This window comes from Moraxella bovoculi (genome assembly GCF_000988745.2).
Classification (GTDB): Bacteria; Pseudomonadota; Gammaproteobacteria; order Pseudomonadales; family Moraxellaceae; genus Moraxella; species Moraxella bovoculi.
In genome coordinates, this window is sequence record NZ_CP011381.2 from 759886 (window position 1) to 777783 (window position 17898).

At 45.2% G+C, this 17898-nt stretch carries 16 protein-coding genes; 13 read left to right on the forward strand and 3 right to left on the reverse strand.

The window, feature by feature from the left end; translation table 11 throughout:
• Positions 1-197 precede the first annotated feature (197 nt).
• On the forward strand, positions 198-1412 hold the full coding sequence (gene pncB / locus AAX10_RS03475; RefSeq protein WP_046699840.1) for a nicotinate phosphoribosyltransferase: 1215 nt from the start codon (positions 198-200) through the stop codon (positions 1410-1412).
• Positions 1413-1478: 66 nt separating this feature from the next.
• On the opposite strand, the gene xseB is transcribed toward pncB, so the two are convergent.
• From xseB to AAX10_RS03490, 3 genes are all read right to left on the reverse strand, one after another.
• A complete protein-coding gene (gene xseB / locus AAX10_RS03480) occupies positions 1479-1682 on the reverse strand; it encodes an exodeoxyribonuclease VII small subunit (protein WP_036362068.1) in 204 nt (67 codons plus the stop codon).
• A 158-nt stretch (positions 1683-1840) separates the two neighbouring features.
• Positions 1841-3298 (reverse strand): NAD-dependent succinate-semialdehyde dehydrogenase, encoded by a 1458-nt coding sequence (locus AAX10_RS03485; protein WP_046699841.1) that lies wholly within the window; start codon positions 3296-3298, stop codon positions 1841-1843.
• Positions 3299-3500: 202 nt separating this feature from the next.
• Entirely contained in the window at positions 3501-4592 is a 1092-nt protein-coding gene (locus AAX10_RS03490) for an endonuclease/exonuclease/phosphatase family protein (RefSeq protein WP_226997811.1), read from the reverse strand.
• A 287-nt stretch (positions 4593-4879) separates the two neighbouring features.
• On the opposite strand from AAX10_RS03490, the gene AAX10_RS03495 reads away from it, so the two are divergent.
• From AAX10_RS03495 to lpxA, 12 genes are all read left to right on the forward strand, one after another.
• Positions 4880-6325: an SLC13 family permease gene (locus AAX10_RS03495; RefSeq protein ID WP_080947015.1), complete on the forward strand. Its 1446-nt coding sequence runs from the start codon at positions 4880-4882 to the stop codon at positions 6323-6325.
• Between the two features lie 214 nt (positions 6326-6539).
• Positions 6540-6857 carry a hypothetical protein gene (locus tag AAX10_RS03500; protein WP_149038847.1) on the forward strand — a complete coding sequence of 106 codons (318 nt, stop codon included), beginning with the start codon at positions 6540-6542 and terminating at the stop codon, positions 6855-6857.
• 175 nt (positions 6858-7032) lie between these two features.
• Positions 7033-7758, forward strand: a complete 726-nt coding sequence (pyrH, locus tag AAX10_RS03505) for a UMP kinase (RefSeq protein WP_036362078.1) — start codon at positions 7033-7035, stop codon at positions 7756-7758.
• A gap of 36 nt (positions 7759-7794) precedes the next feature.
• Entirely contained in the window at positions 7795-8349 is a 555-nt protein-coding gene (frr, locus tag AAX10_RS03510) for a ribosome recycling factor (RefSeq protein WP_046699844.1), read from the forward strand.
• A 132-nt stretch (positions 8350-8481) separates the two neighbouring features.
• Complete coding sequence (gene uppS, locus AAX10_RS03515) at positions 8482-9246, forward strand: polyprenyl diphosphate synthase (RefSeq protein ID WP_046699845.1); 765 nt, start codon at positions 8482-8484, stop codon at positions 9244-9246.
• A 2-nt stretch (positions 9247-9248) separates the two neighbouring features.
• Positions 9249-10097, forward strand: coding sequence for a phosphatidate cytidylyltransferase (locus AAX10_RS03520; RefSeq protein ID WP_046698027.1), 849 nt, complete (start codon positions 9249-9251; stop codon positions 10095-10097).
• A gap of 64 nt (positions 10098-10161) precedes the next feature.
• Entirely contained in the window at positions 10162-11385 is a 1224-nt protein-coding gene (gene dxr, locus AAX10_RS03525; RefSeq protein WP_046699846.1) for a 1-deoxy-D-xylulose-5-phosphate reductoisomerase, read from the forward strand.
• Positions 11382-12746 (forward strand): RIP metalloprotease RseP, encoded by a 1365-nt coding sequence (rseP, locus tag AAX10_RS03530; RefSeq protein ID WP_046699847.1) that lies wholly within the window; start codon positions 11382-11384, stop codon positions 12744-12746. The genes dxr and rseP overlap by 4 nt, the downstream gene beginning before the upstream one ends.
• 262 nt (positions 12747-13008) lie before the next feature.
• A complete protein-coding gene (gene bamA, locus AAX10_RS03535) occupies positions 13009-15429 on the forward strand; it encodes an outer membrane protein assembly factor BamA (protein WP_046699848.1) in 2421 nt (806 codons plus the stop codon).
• Entirely contained in the window at positions 15429-16448 is a 1020-nt protein-coding gene (gene lpxD / locus AAX10_RS03540; RefSeq protein ID WP_036362099.1) for a UDP-3-O-(3-hydroxymyristoyl)glucosamine N-acyltransferase, read from the forward strand. The genes bamA and lpxD overlap by 1 nt, the downstream gene beginning before the upstream one ends.
• Positions 16449-16517: 69 nt before the next feature.
• Positions 16518-17042, forward strand: a complete 525-nt coding sequence (fabZ, locus tag AAX10_RS03545; protein ID WP_036362102.1) for a 3-hydroxyacyl-ACP dehydratase FabZ — start codon at positions 16518-16520, stop codon at positions 17040-17042.
• A gap of 57 nt (positions 17043-17099) precedes the next feature.
• Positions 17100-17873 (forward strand): acyl-ACP--UDP-N-acetylglucosamine O-acyltransferase, encoded by a 774-nt coding sequence (gene lpxA / locus AAX10_RS03550; RefSeq protein ID WP_036362105.1) that lies wholly within the window; start codon positions 17100-17102, stop codon positions 17871-17873.
• Positions 17874-17898: the final 25 nt, after the last annotated feature.

Consider the following 17898-nt stretch of genomic DNA (forward strand, 5'->3'; position numbering starts at 1 on the left):
GTAAAAATAAAATGTATTGTACCCTCATTCTTGGAATTTTTTAAGGTGAACTTTAAAAAAATCTGGTGAAATTTTGGGTTAAAAAGATTTTTTTGAGAAAAATTCTCATAATTTTGTAACATTTCGCCCAAAAACGATGCAAATGAGCGGCTTTTTAGGTATGATAGCCGATATTTTGGGATTTATTTTGGAAAGCCATGAAAAGCACCGAACCGATCATTACTTCATTGTTGGATAATGACCTTTATAAATTCACCATGCTCCAAGCGATGCTGCATCAATTCCCGCAGACGCATGGGGTGTATCGTTTTCGCTGCCGCAATAGCGAAGATGCAGCTTATCCTTTGAGTCAGATTAAGGATGATCTAGAGGCTCAGCTTGACCTATTGTGTCAGCTGTCATTTAGTCAAGATGAGCTTGATTATCTGCGTGGGTTGAGATTTATCAAGTCTGATTTTGTGGATTATTTGGAGCTGTTTAAACTAAAACGCCGCTTTATCAAAGTATCAATCGATGATGAAAATCGTCTGAACATCGACATTGAAGGTCCGATGATTCAGGCGATGTTTTTTGAAATTTTTGTACTTTGTATCGTCAATCAACTGTATTATGAGCGTTTGAACAACCCTAATGCGCTAGCGCAAGGTCAGAAGCTGTTGGATGAAAAGGTGCAAACCTTAAAGCATTTTGAGATGCTTCAACAATCTGACCTTCAGAATCCGCCGTTCATCGTGGCAGACTTCGGCACGCGTCGCCGCTATTGCAAAGACTGGCATTACCATGTTGTGCGTACGCTGTCTAAGGAATCCCCGTCGATCTTTCGCGGCACATCTAATGTGTATCTTGCCAAGGAGCTTGGCATTACTCCGATTGGCACGATGGCGCATGAGTTCATGCAGGCGTTTCAGGCGCTGGACGTGCGTCTGCGCGATAGCCAAAAAGCCGCGCTGGAGGCGTGGGTGCGTGAATATCGTGGGGATTTGGGCATTGCCTTGACCGATGTGGTGGGGATGGATGCGTTTTTGGAAGATTTTGATTTGTATTTTGCCAAGCTGTTCGATGGTCTGCGTCATGATTCGGGCGACCCTTATGAATGGGGTGACAAGGCAATCGCGCATTATGAGATGCTAAAAATTGACCCAAAAACCAAAAGCTTGACTTTTAGTGATGGCCTAACGCTTCAGAAGGCTTGGGATCTACATCAGTATTTCAAGGAGCGCATTAAGACAGGCTTTGGTATCGGCACGAATCTAACCAATGATATGGGTTTAAATCAGTTAAACATCGTCCTAAAATTGGTGGAATGTAATGGTCAGCCTGTTGCTAAGCTCTCTGACAGCCCAGGTAAGACGATGATTCAAGACGATACTTATCTGGCTTACCTAAGACAGGTATTTGGTGTTAAAGAATAACGGATATTAGATAAATCGAAACACCGCGCTCGGCAATTGGGCGTGGTGTTTTGTTGTGGGAAAGGGTTATTTTTCTGATTCATCATCGAACGCTTCTGCCAATGCTTTTTCGACCGCAAGGATGCGCTCTTGGCAAATTTTATAGGCTTTGATGGATTCTTCGACAGTGGTGACTAGATTGTCAATATCCAGATCGTCTGTTTTTTCTAATTGCTCGGCGTTGGTTTTTAGGGTTTGGTAAGCATCTTTAAAGGTTGGTTTTTTTGCCATGAGTATTCTCTGTGTTTGGATGTCTTATTGTAATGGATAATTGGTGCTTTGTTAAGGGCGTCCTTATTTAGTGGAGTGATTAAATGCCTGTTAAAGATTAAATGATTGCAATTATATGCAGCCCTTGGCAAGAATAAAACTTGCCAAGGGTTAATCAATTAACTGACATCTACACACCAGTATTTGGTGCTGATGTATTCATCCATGCCGTATTTTGAGCCTTCGCGACCAAAACCTGACTGCTTCACACCACCAAAAGGTGCAACCTCTGTGGACAGCAGACCTGTGTTTTGGGCGACCATGCCATATTCTAGACCTTCGGAGACTCGCCAGGCGCGTGCATGATCCTTAGTATAAAAATATGCTGCCAAGCCATAGATGGTGTCATTGGCTTGCTTGATGACTTCTTGTTCATCATCAAAGACAAAGATGGGCGCGATGGGCGCAAAAATCTCCTCGTGAGCGATGTCCATGTCATCGGTGATGTCTGTGATGACGGTGGGCAAGAAACAAGTGTCGTGCGTAGGATGGGAGGTGCCACCCGTGATGATGGTTGCGCCTTTGTCTGTGGCATCTTTGAGGAGCTTTTGAGTTTTTTCTAGGGCGCTTTGGTTGATTAGACAGCCAACATCTGTACTGGCATCAAGACCATTACCAACGGTTAAGCTTTCTACTTGAGCTTTGAATTTCTTGATGAATTCATCTTTGATATCTCGGTGGACATAGATGCGGTTTGCACACACGCAGGTTTGTCCCGCATTGCGGTATTTGGAGGCGATGGCGCCATCTACTGCCTTATCGATATCAGCATCATCAAAGACGATGAACGGGGCGTTACCACCAAGCTCCAGCGAGAGTTTCTTGATGGTGCTGGCGCATTGCTCCATCAGAACGCGACCAACTTCAGTAGAGCCGGTAAAGGAGAGTTTCTTGATGCGCTCGTCTTGGGTTAGGACTTTGCCGATTTCGCTGGATTTGCCTGTGATGATGGAAAGCACACCGTCAGGAATGCCAGCTTGTTTGGCAAGGTGCGCTAAGGCTAGAGCAGAAAAAGGCGTCTGTGTAGCAGGTCTAACCACCATCGTACAGCCTGCTGCCAGTGCCGGCGCGACTTTTCGAGTGATCATCGCCGATGGGAAGTTCCAAGGCGTGATGGCAGCGCAGACGCCGATGGGTTGTTTTAGCACCACGTAGCGCAGGCTTTTGTTGGCGCTTGGAATGACATCGCCATAGACGCGCTTGGCTTCATCGGCGAACCAGCGTATGAAGCTGTTGGCGTAATTGATCTCACCACGTGCTTCTTTTAGGGGTTTGCCTTGTTCTGTGGTCATGATGATGGCAAGATCATCAGCGTTGTCATCGATCAGATCAGCCCAGCGATGCAGAATGATTGCGCGTTCGCTTGCGGTTTTGGCTGACCAGTCGGCGAGCGCCAGCTCCGACAGTCGAACAGATTCTTTGGTCTCGTCGGCGCTTAAACTAGGCACAGAACCGATACGCTCACCTGTAAATGGGTTTTTGACTTCTAGGGTCTCGCCAGAGCTGGCAGACTGCCAGATGCCTGCGACAAATGCCTCTTGGCGAAATAATTTGGGGTTTTTTAATGATTTATTCATTACGACACCTATTGGCTTTAAGTGTATTTAATTGGCGTTTTGCTTTTTTGATATGCACGCTACAGCACAACTTAGCACCGTTTTTTGTTTTATACAAGTGCTTTATTGCTTTTATATTCCGTTGTGCATGTGATGATTGGTGCAAATATAATGATTATTTAAAATGATATTAATGCAAGAAAACCTTTACATGACGGACTGATCAATACTTCTGTTTAACGATTTGTTTTATCGGTTCGCTTTTATCAATCTTATTTAGCGCTTCTTGAATCTCATCGCTGTCAGCAATGGGTTCTTCTTGGGTTAGGACTGCTTTGGGATGGTATTGAAATTTACCATAGACAGGGAAATGATCCGAGCCAACACTGGGCAGAACCTTAATCGTGTGCATCATAAAGTCATGACTATGGAAGATGTGATCAAGCGGCCAGCGAAATAGGGGGTATTTGGCATGAAATGTATTAAAAAATCCACGTCCTTTACGCGGGTCAAGCAGTCCGCTAATCTCTTGAAATAGCTGCGATGTGGATGACCATGCCACATCATTAAGATCCCCAAACACCAAAACAGGCTCATCCATGAACTCAATCTCGCGCCCCACCAATAAAAGCTCAGCATCCCTGTCCGTGGCAGTGGCTGACTCAGTTGGGCTTGGCGGCATGGGATGCAGGCAGTAGATGCGTAAATATTCGCCTGATCTAAGCTTTACTTTTGCGTTGATGGATGGGATGTCTTCGGTGACCCAATGGCGCACTTCGACATCTTCTAGGGTGAGCCTGCTGTATAGATGCATGCCATATAGATTATCCAGCGGAATCTTGACAGTGTGCTCATAGCCATCTTGTTCTAGCACGTCCATTTGGCTTTGCCACCAGGCATCGCTCTCAAGAGTCAGCACGATGTCTGGCTGATGATCGTGAATCTGTGTTAATAATAGGTGGGATTTTTTGTTGGAGGTTAGAACATTACAAATCAGCACGGATAGAGTTCTATCGTCTTCATTACCTTGATAAATCTGCACTTGTGGGCGAGCCAGCGGGGTGTAGGCGATGATTTGCGCTGTCTGATAAATTAAGCAGATGACATTAACAATGGCAAGCGCCCAAAACACAGAGCCAATGTGACTGGCAAATAATAGATTTAAAGGAATGCTGATTAGGCTGACGACCGCGATCTGCAGGCGTGGAAAATCAAAAATACGAAATACCCAATGATCGTGTTTAATCAATGGCAAAATCGTTGTGATGATTGGCACAAACATCACGCTTGTTAATATCCAGTCTGCTGCTCTCAAGATCGTCTCCAAATTGGTTTTTTAGTATAAACAAAGTTCTTGTGTTGGTAAAGTTAAATTAAAACGAGAAGTCCACCAAAACCATCAGTAACCTTACTTTAATTAGTCTGTCTAAATTAAATTGTCACAGTAATGATAAATTATTTTGCTAGTTGTAGCCTTTATGTTATTATAGCGTAATTACGTGCGTGTGAAACTATTTACGCGTAAGAATTTTGCATTGTTTGAGTGAATTTGCATAGAGCCATGGACGAATTTTACCCATGGTTATTTTTTAAGGAACGAATATGGTTCAATCAACTCAAGAAAAAGAGACTGATTTTTCGCTTAGAACCGACTATCAGCATAACGACGACCAAACGCCGCCATCTGGCAAGGTGCGCTCTGATGCGGTAAAAGGCATTGTCATTACGGCAATCGCTGCGATCATCGCATACTTTTTAGCAACGAGTATTTTGCCGTTTGAGCCATTGGTAAATAAAGGTCTGGCGCTTACTACCTTTATTGGTATTTTGTGGCTGACAGAAGCCATCCACATCACCGCAACGGCAATCTTAGTGCCAATGCTTGCCATCTTTATCGGCATTCCAGAATACAACACCACAAAAGCATTAACCAGCTTTGCTCATCCGATTATTTTTGTATTCTTTGGTGGTTTTGCGCTTGCTGCTGCCATGCACGTTCAGAAGCTTGACCGCAAGATCGCCTTTGGTCTTGTGGGCTTGGCGGGTGGTCATCTTGGTCGTGCGATTGTGATGATTTTTGCGGTAACTGCATTTTTGTCAATGTGGATCAGTAACACAGCAACTGCTGCGATGATGCTGCCGTTGGCAATTGGTCTATTGAGCCATGTTGACGTGAACAAAGATCGCAATACCTTTATCTTTGTACTTTTGGGTATTGCATACTCAGCGTCTATCGGCGGTATTGGTGCACTGGTTGGTTCACCGCCTAACGGCATCGCTGCCAAAGAGCTTGGTCTTGACTTCATGGGCTGGATGAAATTTGGTGTGCCAGTTATGCTGGTATCTTTGCCAGTTTTACTGGCTGTGATGTACCTGATTCTACGTCCAAACCTTAGCCATAAAGTTAGCCTTGTGTATGAAGACATTCCTTGGACGATGCCACGTGTGATGACCATTGTTGTCTTTACCATCACTGCGATTTCGTGGATCTTTGGCAAGCAGCTGGGCGAGATGTTTGGCTTTAAATCGCCAGATACAGTGATTGCACTGTTTGCTGCTGTGGCTGTACTGATGCTAGGTCTGGTAAGCTGGAAGCAAGTGTCTGATAACACTGACTGGGGCGTACTCATGTTGTTTGGTGGTGGTATTGCGCTATCAGGTATTATGAGAGACACAGGTGCGTCAGCAGTATTGGCTGAGCAGATTTCTGGCGGTCTTGCAGGAGCATCAGCGTTCATCGTGATTCTAGTGGTGGCTGCATTCATTATCTTCTTGACGGAGTTCACCAGTAATACCGCATCTGCTGCACTACTTGTGCCACTGTTCGCACCTATTGGTACTGCACTTGGCTTGCCGCTAGAGATTCTTGTGATGGTGATTGGTATTGGTGCGTCGTGCGCATTCATGATGCCTGTTGCGACCCCGCCGAACGCGATTGTTATGGGTACAGGTCATATCAAGCAGGGCGACATGATGAAAGTCGGTTTCTTCTTGAACTTGGCTGCTGTCGCTATCGTAACCGTCATGGCGTATTTGCTTTGGATGTAATATCATTCAAACTCAAAAGACATCCCAAATGGGGTGTCTTTTTTTTTATTGCTTGTTAGCCTTTGGTTGCTTTTGTGTAACAATGTATATCAAAGCGTAAGCTTGACTGACTTATCTGGGCTGTCGTGATATACTGCGCCAACTATTTTTGGCATGTTTAAGCTTTATTTTATTGTGATATTTATTGTCAAAATACCCATCTTGTGAGTAGCCTGTGCAAAAAATACTAACAATATTCCTAGCGATGTACATACCGATGTTTTCACTATCCGGTACACCTGCGTGGGCGAATACCACTACCGATGATGTCGATAGCCTTCTACAAGCGTACGATCGTGCCGAATTTACGCAAACTCGTACCAAAGCCATCCGAAAACTTCAGGAGCGTGGTCATCAAGTTCACAGTATCGAACTGCAAATACACTATGGCGAACCCGCCTTTGTTAACCATACCTCAAAAAACGGCGTGCGTTATACTGTCACCTTAACCTACCCGAATCTAAAAATCGTCCAAGAGCGCCGCGCTAATTGAGAATTTATCTAAAAATACGACTCGATTTTTCTTGTAAATCTCAATCAAACACCTGCCTGTCACATTTAGTTTTCATCAAAAGAAAATTATCCAAACCGCCCAAAATGTGTTAAAATTATGACAATTTGTCTAGTAGCTTTAGACAATTCATTGTTTAATATCAATCGGGGTCGGTATGTCTGATAAAAATCCAAAATTCTCTCGCATTCTTTTAAAATTGTCTGGTGAGGCCTTAGCGGGCGGTCGCGACATGGGGATTGATGCATCTATCCTGGATCAAATGAGCCTATCAATCGCGCATCTGCGTGGGCTTGGTGTGCAAGTGGGCATCGTTGTTGGTGGCGGCAACCTATACCGCGGCAGTACCCTTCAAAAAGAAGGCTTGGTAGGTCGTGTTACTGGCGATCAGATGGGTATGCTGGCGACCGTCATGAATGGTCTTGCCATGCGCGATGCGCTGGTGCGTCGTAACATCAAGACACGCCTGATGTCTGCACTGTCTATCTCGACCATCGGAGAGCCTTATTCTAGCCGTGAGGCGATTCGTCACCTTAATAATGGCGAGGTATGTATTTTCGTCGCGGGCACAGGTAACCCATTTTTTACCACTGATACGGCGGCTTGCTTACGTGGTATTGAGATCGAAGCCGGTCTAATTCTAAAAGCAACCAAAGTCGATGGCGTATATGACAAAGACCCAAGCGTGCACGAAGATGCAGTCAAGTATGACAGCCTGTCATTCGATGAGGTGCTTGAGCGTAAATTGGGCGTGATGGATCTGACTGCGATCGCACTTTGTCGTGAGCACAATGTTCCTCTTCAAGTCTTTGATATGAATAAGCCAAATGCGTTGCTTAATGTCGTCATGGGTGAAGCTGAAGGCACGCGCGTTTATCACTAATTAGGTTTTGAGTATTGTTAATTTAAGGAAATTTATATGTTAGATGACATCAAAAAAGACGGTGAAAGCCGTATGCAAAAATCACTAGAATCATTGGAAAATGCCTTTGCAAAACTGCGCACAGGACGCGCTCACCCGGGTGTTCTATCAGGGGTGATGGTAAGCTATTATGGTTCTGACATGCCGCTCAATCAAGTGGCAAGCATCAATGTTGAAGACAGTCGAACATTATTAGTTCAGCCGTTCGATCGTTCAATGGTACAAGCTGTAGATAAGGCAATCCGTGAGGCAGATTTGGGTCTTAACCCAATGACTGCAGACGTGATTCATGTGCCAATGCCTGCACTGACTGAAGAGACTCGTAAAGACATGCAAAAAATCGCTCGTGCTGATGCCGAATCTGCTCGTGTGTCTGTACGCAACATCCGCCGTGACATGCTGGGCGACATCAAAAACTTGGTCAAAGACAAAGAAATCTCAGAAGATGATGAGCGCCGCGCTGCTGACGTTATCCAAAAACTAACCGATGATTTCGTTAAAACCATTGATACGCGCTTGGCCAAAAAAGAAAGCGAGTTGATGGAAGTTTGATAATTTTGGCTTAATTTTATACCAATAAAATTAAGCCACAAGACTTATGCAAGTTATGATGATCGGCTTGGCTGATTTGATATAATATTGTGTAAGTCTTTGTTTTTATTATTTATCATAAAAAGTGTGATTATGTCTGATACCCATTTACCGCCGCTTAGCATCACCCCAAAGCACATCGCCATCATCATGGATGGCAATAACCGCTATGGCAAGTCCCAAAACTTAGCCACTGGGCAGGGTCATGTCAAGGGTAAAGACGCACTTGATCCGATCGTGGAGCATTGTCTGGAGCGTGGTGTGCAGGTATTGACGGTATTTGCCTTTTCGTCGGAGAATTGGGCAAGACCTAAGGCGGAGGTGGATCTGCTGATGGATCTGTTGGCGCAGACCATTCATGAGCAGATGCCTAGAATGCATAAATATCGCATTCGTCTAAAATTCATCGGTGAGCGTGAGCATTTAAGTGATAAGCTGGCCACACTGATGGCAGATGCTGAGCGTGAGACCGCGCAATTTGATGCGATGACATTGGTGATCGCCATCAGCTATGGCGGTCAATGGGATATTGCTAATGCTGCAAAAACCTTGGCGAAAGATGCTATTGATGGCAAGATTAATATTGATCAAATTGATGCTGACGCTCTTGGTAATCACATCCAATTATCAGACTATCCACCAGTGGATATGTTGATTCGCACAGGTGGCGATTATCGCATTTCTAACTTTCTTTTGTGGCAGATCGCCTACGCTGAGCTGTTTTTTACCCCGACGCTTTGGCCGGAATTTGGCTGTGATGAGCTTGATGAGATGATGCAGGCATTCGCCAATCGTGAACGTCGATTTGGCAAAACAAGCGAACAAATCGCCAGTGATGGACAACATATAAGGAGCTGACCGTGTGGCAACGTATTAAAACTGCCATTGTTTTGGTGTTGATTGTGGGTTTTGCATTATTCGCAAGCTCAAAGCCTATTTTTGTCATTCCTTTGTTGTCGGTCGGTGTGCTCATCGCTGCGCACGAATGGACGAAACTCATGCCAAAGTGGAAGCAGCCAATGCTGTTCGTGCTGATCGCATTGATCGTGACGATGGTGTCGATCTTTGTGCCGCAGACTTGGGCATTCTGGTGGGGTGCGTCGCTCATTATCTGGACGATGGCGTTACTGTGGGTGAAGCAGTACCCGAATAAAGAAAAATGGTATGGACGTCGCTTGGTCTATATGGGCGGCGTGATACTGACTGCAGCGATCACGGCCATGTATGGGCTTTGGCAGATGTCGCCTTGGTGGCTCATGTATGTGTTCTTATTGGTGTGGTGTGCTGACAGTGGTGCGTACTTTGTGGGACGTAAATTTGGTAAACGCAAGCTTGCACCTAATGTCTCTCCGAATAAGAGCGTTGAAGGTCTGATCGGAGGGCTTGTGACATCAGGTGTTGTTGCAGCCATTGTGGGTCAGTATTTGCAGTTATCTGGTGGTGCTTTGGCGTGGTTCTTGGCATTATCTGCGGTGACGGTGGCAGCGAGCGTGCTTGGCGATCTTTTTGAATCGATGTTAAAACGACGTGCTGGCATTAAAGACTCAGGCAATATCCTGCCAGGTCATGGTGGTGTCTTGGATCGTATTGATTCGTTATTGTCCGCTACGCCTGTGTTTGCGCTGAGTTTTTGGTCACTGCTTGAGATGGGTGTATTCACTGAAGTTTGGATAAGAATGCACATGGCGAGTTTATCGCAGATTTTATAATTTACTGCTTGCCGATACTATTTACAATTATAATAAAGAAAAATTAGCTAATATGAGTCAGCCAATGAATACAACACGAGAAAATCTTGCTGTGCTGGGTGCAACCGGCTCCATCGGTGACAGCACGCTTGAGCTTGCACGCTTGCATCGTGACAGATATCGTGTCTATGCCTTGTCAGGATTTAGTCAGATTGATAAATTGTTGGCGCTTTGCCAAGAGCTTCAGCCAGAATTCGTGTGTGTCGCGGCTGAATATGTGGATGAATTTCACCAAAAATTGAACCAGTATGATCTAACTACGACCGTGCTGTCAGGTGATGAAGGCTTGATTCGTATTGCATCAGAAGAAGCGGTGGATACTGTAGTTGCAGCGATCGTGGGTGCGGCAGGGTTGTCTTCAACGCTTGCGGCGGCGCATTCAGGTAAGCGCATCTTATTGGCGAATAAAGAATCTTTGGTCATGGCAGGTCACTTGGTAATGACGGCGGCCAGAGAGTCAGGGGCGGTGATTTTACCGATTGATAGTGAACATAACGCCATTTATCAATGCTTGCCCGCAGTGATTCAGATGGATAATCGTGCCATTCATGAGGATTGCCATGGCATAAAAAAACTATGGCTTACCGCATCAGGTGGTGGATTTTTGCATAAATCCATCGATCAGATGCGTCAGGCGAGCGTTCAAGATGCCGTTAAGCACCCAAATTGGTCAATGGGACAAAAGATATCCATTGATAGCGCCACCATGATGAATAAGGGGCTTGAGCTGATTGAGGCTTGTCACTTGTTTAACCTGTCTGAGGATCGCATCAGCATCGTCATACACCCTGATAGCGTGGTGCATTCACTGGTAGAGTATGTTGACGGTTCATTTTTGGCGCAGCTTAGCAATCCCGATATGAAGACGCCAATTGCGCACGCGCTTGCTTATCCTAATCGCATGAATGCCAACGTTAAGAGTCTTGATCTGTATGATTTGTCTGCGCTGACGTTCATCAAGCCTGATGAAGAGAAATTTGTCAGCTTGGCACTAGCGCGTTTCGCTGCCAAGCGTGGTGTGGGCGCTTGCATCACATTAAATGCCGCCAATGAAGTTGCGGTTGCGGCATTTTTGGATGAGAAAATTCGCCTAACCGACATTGCAACCATTGTACGTCAGTGCTTAGAGGACTTAACATTATCGAGTCATTTTGATGATAAGTTTGAGAATTTGGACGAAATTTTAAATATGGATGATAAAGTGCGTCAGACGGCTGTACGTTATATAGATAAAGGCGTGACAGCATGACAATCATATGGATGTTCTTGGCGGCAGTATGCGTATTGGGTCCGCTCATCGCACTACATGAGTGGGGTCATTACATCGTGGCGCGATTGTGCGGCGTGAAAGTTTTGACGTATTCTATTGGCTTTGGTCCCAAATTATTCGGCTGGACAAGCAAAAAATCAGGCATTGATTATCGCATTTCTGCCATTCCATTGGGTGGCTATGTCAAGATGTTAGATGAGCGCGAAGGCAATGTGGATGTGCATGAGCGGCACTTAGCCTTTAATAATCAGCATCCGTTAAAGAAAATCGCCATTGTTGCAGCGGGTCCCTTGATGAATTTTATCATCGCGATTGGACTGTTTTTTGTGCTTTTTTTGCAGCCAAGCGAGCAGCTAAATACGCGCATTGGCAAGATTCTGCCTGATTCGCCAGCGTCTAGTGCGCTTGTGGTCGGCGAAAAAATAACCGCTATCGACGGTAAAGACATCACCACATGGGAAGAGGTGAGCTATGCCTTGGCTCATCGGATGGGTGAGACGGGTCAGCTTGACATCCGTACTGAACAGGGTGGTAAATACACCCAAAAAAGCGTCCCGATTGCTGCATTCATGCAAGGCGAGCAAAAGGGGCAGGACGCCGTCACAAGCTTAGGTGCGCTGCCTTATCAGCCCGTGATTGAACCTGTCTTATCACAGATAGTGCCACAGAGTGCCGCAGCGCTCATGGGGCTGCAGGTGGGTGATAAAGTCGTCGCCATTGATGATAAGCCCATTACTAATTGGCTAGATGCCACGAGCATCATTCGTGATAATCCTGAGCAAATGCTGAATTTTGCCATCATCAGAGATGGCACGCCCATGAATGTCAAAGTTATGCCAAAAGGCGTCAAATCTGGCAATAAGATCATCGGGCAAATCGGCGTCAAGGTCGCTTATGATGGCAAAAGTAGCATTCCAAGCGACTATCGCACGACGATACACCACGCACCATCAGAGGCGATTGCTAAGTCATTCACGAAGACCTATGATCTTGCTAAGATGACGGTTGATGCCTTAGGCAAAATGGTTACAGGACTGATCGGCATTGAGAACATCTCAGGACCAATCACCATCGCTGAGGTGTCAAAGACGAGCTTTGAGATTGGTTGGCAGCAGGTGTTATCAACGGCAGCGATCATCAGCTTATCATTGGCGGTGATGAATCTTTTGCCGATTCCTGTGCTAGATGGCGGTCATTTGGTGTTCTACACTTATGAATTATTACGTGGCAAACCGATGAGTGAAAAGGTGCAAATGGCAGGTTTGCGAGTTGGCATGACCTTGCTTTTATGTTTCATGGTGCTTGCAATTGGTAACGATATCATGCGTTTATTTGGCTGATTGGTTGAAAATTGACATGCCAATGTCTAAATTACATTATTTTTCATAAAAAGTGCGAATAAATCTCTTTTAGGGCTTGCCAAAATTGCTTTTTTCGCTTAATTTAGCACAATTATTTACACGCTTATCAAAAAATCATGGCGGTTTTTGCCAAGTGCCAATGTTTTTTGATGGCGTCTTATTCAAAGCTTTATTTTAAAAATTTCCAAAATTTTGGAATTTATAGATCCAATATTTTAATTGTTTTACGTGGATATGGTTTATGCGTATGTCTAATTTTACTGGTTTTGCGACCACTTCGATCACTGCGGCAGTCATCATGGCAATGAGTGCCTCTGCTCATGCGGAAACTTTTATTGCCAATGACATTGCCATTGATGGGTTGCAGCGTGTGACTGTAGAGAGTTTGCAGACCACTTTGCCAATCCGTATCGGTCAGAGCGTTACCGATGAGCTGCTTGCAGACAGTATTCGTGCGCTGTACGCAACCGAGCATTTCTCGAACGTGCAGGCAGATGTGCAGGGCGATCGCGTGGTATTCTATGTGACCGAACGTCCTGTAATCGCTGAGCTTAACTTTGAAGGTAATAAACTCATCCCAAAAGCAGGCCTTGAAGAGGGTCTAAAAACCACGGGTCTGATGGTTGGCAATGTGCTTAAGCAGTCAACCGTAAACTCTATCGAAAATGAGCTAAAAAACCAATACATTTCACAAGGTTATTACAATAGCGACATCAAGGTTAAGCAGACTCAGCTTGATGGTAACCGTGTTAAATTGGACATCGAATTCATCGAAGGTAAAGCAGCTCGCGTTGTCGATGTGAATATCATCGGCAATCAGCACTTTAGCGATGAGACCATCAAGGATGAATTCGCACTAAAAGACAAAAATTGGAATCCGCTGTCAAAGTCTGATCGATATAGCCAAGAGAAACTAAATGCCAGCCTAGAAGCGCTACAGGCATTGTACATGAATGAAGGCTTTGTTCGTTTTAAAGTAGATAATTCTACGCTAAACATTGACGAAGAAAAAAATAAAGTCTTCGTTGAAGTTGCCTTAACCGAAGGTCAGCAGTATAACTTTGGTAAGACGCAGTTCTTGGGTAATGTGACTTATGACGTCGCTGAGCTTAATAAATTGGTAAATTTCAAAGAAGGCGAAACATTCTCACAAGCCAAGCTTGAAGAAGTGACCGCCAACGTCGCCAGCAAGTTCGGTGATGACGGTTATTATTACGCTCAAATCCGCCCAATCACGCGCATCAATGACGAGACGCGCACCGTTGATATTGACTACTATATTGACCCTGTGCGTGCTGTGTATGTTCGCCGCATTAATTTTAGTGGTAACATAAAAACCAAGGATGAAGTTCTACGCCGTGAGATGCGCCAATTAGAAGGTGCACTGGCTTCAAATTCTAAGATCCAGCTGTCGCGCGCTCGTCTGATGCGTACGGGATTCTTCAAGAACGTGACAGTGGACGTGCGCCCTGTGCCGAATACCCCTGACCAGGTGGACATTAACTATGTTGTTGAAGAGCAACCATCTGGTTCATCGACCATTGCAGCAGGTTACAGCCAATCGGGTGGTATGACATTTCAAGTGGATCTGTCTCAGTCGAACTTCATGGGAACAGGCAATCGTGTCAATGCGTCATTCTCACGTTCAGAGACGCGAGAAGTATATAGCCTGGGTGTGACCAACCCATACTTCACCGAAAATGGCGTATCTCAGAGTATCAGCGCCTATTCTCGTAAAACCAAATACGATAAGAAAAACATCAGTAATTACGTCCTAGATTCTTATGGCGCGTCACTGACTTACGGTTATCCAATTAACGAAAATCAGCGCATCAGCGGTGGTATTAACATCGATAATACCAAGGTTCGTGGTGGTCGCCAAATGCGAATCAGCAATGTTAAGCAGCTTTTGGATGATGGTGGCTCGATCGACACATCGGGTAGTGTAGCAAGCTTCTCAACAGATTACAAAACCTATAACGCCATGCTAGGCTGGAGCTACTCAAGCCTCGATAAACCAGTATTCCCAACCAAGGGTATGAGCCATAGCGTTGATCTAACCTTAGGCTTTGGTGATAAGACATACCAAAAAGCCGTCTATAACGGTAATATCTATATCCCATTCTGGAGGGGCAGCACGCTACGTGGTTATACACGTCTAGGCTATGGTAATAATTTGCCGTTTTATGAGAATTTCTATGCCGGTGGTTATGGCTCGGTACGTGGCTATGATTCATCTAGCTTAGGTCCTCGCTCGCAACCTTATGAAGTAGCAAGTGTTGGTAAGCGTTATGCGCTTGGGGAGAGCGTAGGTGGTAATGCGCTGGCTACATTTGGTACTGAGTTGATTTTACCAATGCCGTTCAAGGGGGATTGGGTGGATCAGGTTCGTCCTGTGATTTTCTTTGAGGGTGGTCAGGTGTTTGATACCACAGGCATGGATAAAGAGACGGTTAACCTTAATGAGCTTACCAATGGTGCAGCCACCTCAACCAGATACCCAGTGCTTGAACAAGACAAAGATCTGCGTTATAGTGCGGGTGTTGGTGCAACATGGTACACACCGATTGGTCCATTATCTATCAGCTATGCCAAGCCAATTGGCAGCAAAGACGGTGATAAGACAGAGAAAGTTCAATTCCAAATCGGCAGCGTGTTCTAATGGCGAACATCGCTCAACTGATTGATATCATAGAACAAGTGCAGCCTGTCATCAATAAGGCTGCACTTAGTGCTAGTGAGGCATCTAAAGACATCACAGGTGTGGCGAATCTATTGGGTGCTCGTGCTGATGAAGTGGCATTTTTATCCAACGCCAAATATATTGATGATCTTACAAACACACGCGCAGGCATGGTGCTGATCAATGAAAAATTTATGAATCATGCGCCTACAGATGTGACTACTGTCATTGTCAAAGACGCATATTTGGCATATGCGACCATCAGTGGTCTGTTTGCTTATAAGAACATCGTTAAGCAAGCCATTCATCCCACCGCCATCATTGCAGACAGCGCCATCATCGCAGACGGTGTTGAGATCGGTGCGTATTGTGTCATCGGAGAGCGTGTGCAGATAGGTGCAGGAACGATCATTGGTCAGTCTGTGAGCATTGAAGACCACACAGTGCTTGGTGAAGACTGTCATATCGCACATCATGTGAGCATCGCGCATCATAGTCAGTTAGGCGATCGTGTTCGCATCCATGCAAATTCAAGCATTGGCTCAGAAGGTTTTGGCTTTGCGCCAAATCCCACCGCTCAAGGTCTAAAATGGCAGCGCATCGCACAGCTTGGTCGAGTGATTATCGGTGATGACGTACGCATTGGTAGTAATACTTGTATCGATCGTGGTGCGGTTGGTGATACCGTCATTGGCAATCATGTCATCATTGATAATCTGGTGCAGATCGCCCATAATGTCCATATTGGCGACAGTACAGCCATCGCTGCTAAGGTTGGCATCGCCGGTTCGACGCATATTGGACGTAATTGTATCATTGGCGGTGCTAGCGGTGTATCTGGTCATCTGGTGATTGCAGATGGTGTGACTTTGACGGGCATGTCAATGGTCACGGGTAATATCAAAGAATCTGGCAGTTATTCATCAGGCACGGGACTTCTACCGTCAATGCAATGGCGACGCGCGGCGGTGAGATTCCGCCAATCTGGTGAAAAGTAACCAGAGAATTGTCCATCAGCCAACCAAAACTTATTAATAATCATACTTAATATCTTAGGAAAAAAAACCATGTCAAACACCCATCTTGATGTTGATTTACTTAGCCAAGAAGATCTAGACGCGCTGTCAGAGCGCGGCGTTACTTTGCCACTCAAATACGACCAAATTAAGCATTATCTGCCGCATCGCTATCCGTTCATGCTCATTGATCGTGTTACAGCCTGCTCCCCGAATAACTGGATTACAGGCTATAAGAACATTACCATCAATGAAGAGCTGTTCAATGGGCATTTCCCTGACAACCCAATCATGCCAGGCGTTCTCATGGTTGAGGCGATGGCACAGATTTCTGGGATTTTGGGCTTTATTAGCGCAGGACAAACTTCTGAAAGTGGTTATCTGTATCTGTTCGCGGGTGTGGATAAAGTCCGCTTCAAAAGAATGGTCAGCACGGGCGATACATTAGTGATCCGCTCAAAGGCGACCAGAAGCATGCGTGACATTTATAAATTTGAATGTACCGCGCATGTTGATGGTGAGCTGGCTTGTAGTGCTGAGATTATGATTGCTCGTCAAAAAGTGGCTGACTTATAAGTCATTTGGTATTACAATAATGACATATAAGAACGTTAATAAAGTTTTGGGATAAGCATGAATATTCACCCAACCGCCATCATTGATGACTCTTGCATCATTGATGACACCGCCGTGATTGGTGCGTATTGCATCATCGGCAAGAACAGTAAAATTGGCGCGCACAGCGTCCTAAGAAGTCATGTTATCGTTGGTGAGAATACGACGATCGGTCAGTATAATGAGATTTATCAATTTGCCAGCGTTGGTGAGAATCCTCAAGATCTAAAATACGCAGGCGAAGAAACTTATCTTGAAATAGGCGACCATAACCGCATTCGAGAGTCTTGTACACTGCACCGAGGTACTGTACAGGATAATGCATTAACTAAGATCGGCAGTCATAACCTGCTGATGGTTAACACGCATATCGCCCATGACTGCATGGTCGGCGATCATAACGTACTGGCTAACAATGTGGGTGTGGCAGGGCATAGCCATATTGGCAACTATGTAATCATCGGCGGTCAGTCTGGCATTCATCAATTTTGCAAGATAGATGATTACAGCATGATTGGCGGTGCCAGCCTTATCCTAAAAGATGTGGCTGCATTCACCATGGTGTCGGGCAATCCTGCCAAAGTGCACGGCATTAATAAAGAAGGTATGCGCCGCAAAGGTTGGAGTGGCGACACCATCAAAGCGCTTGATGAAGCATATCACGTGATTTTCCGTTCTGGGATGATTCGCGATCAAGCGCTGACCGAGCTTGAAAAAATGCTACCCGCAGAGCCTAAGGTTCAGTTATTCATCGATTCATTAAAGAATAGTGGGCGAGGATTAACGCGTTAGGCTGATTTTAACGCACCGTCACACA

Coding starts and splice junctions, on each gene's coding strand:
- pncB (WP_046699840.1), top strand. CDS start 198: ATGAAAAGCACCGAACCGATCATTACTTCATTGTTGGATAATGACCTT.
- xseB (WP_036362068.1), bottom strand. CDS start 1,682: ATGGCAAAAAAACCAACCTTTAAAGATGCTTACCAAACCCTAAAAACC.
- AAX10_RS03485 (WP_046699841.1), bottom strand. CDS start 3,298: ATGAATAAATCATTAAAAAACCCCAAATTATTTCGCCAAGAGGCATTT.
- AAX10_RS03495 (WP_080947015.1), top strand. CDS start 4,880: ATGGTTCAATCAACTCAAGAAAAAGAGACTGATTTTTCGCTTAGAACC.
- pyrH (WP_036362078.1), top strand. CDS start 7,033: ATGTCTGATAAAAATCCAAAATTCTCTCGCATTCTTTTAAAATTGTCT.
- frr (WP_046699844.1), top strand. CDS start 7,795: ATGTTAGATGACATCAAAAAAGACGGTGAAAGCCGTATGCAAAAATCA.
- uppS (WP_046699845.1), top strand. CDS start 8,482: ATGTCTGATACCCATTTACCGCCGCTTAGCATCACCCCAAAGCACATC.
- dxr (WP_046699846.1), top strand. CDS start 10,162: ATGAATACAACACGAGAAAATCTTGCTGTGCTGGGTGCAACCGGCTCC.
- rseP (WP_046699847.1), top strand. CDS start 11,382: ATGACAATCATATGGATGTTCTTGGCGGCAGTATGCGTATTGGGTCCG.
- bamA (WP_046699848.1), top strand. CDS start 13,009: ATGCGTATGTCTAATTTTACTGGTTTTGCGACCACTTCGATCACTGCG.
- lpxD (WP_036362099.1), top strand. CDS start 15,429: ATGGCGAACATCGCTCAACTGATTGATATCATAGAACAAGTGCAGCCT.
- fabZ (WP_036362102.1), top strand. CDS start 16,518: ATGTCAAACACCCATCTTGATGTTGATTTACTTAGCCAAGAAGATCTA.
- lpxA (WP_036362105.1), top strand. CDS start 17,100: ATGAATATTCACCCAACCGCCATCATTGATGACTCTTGCATCATTGAT.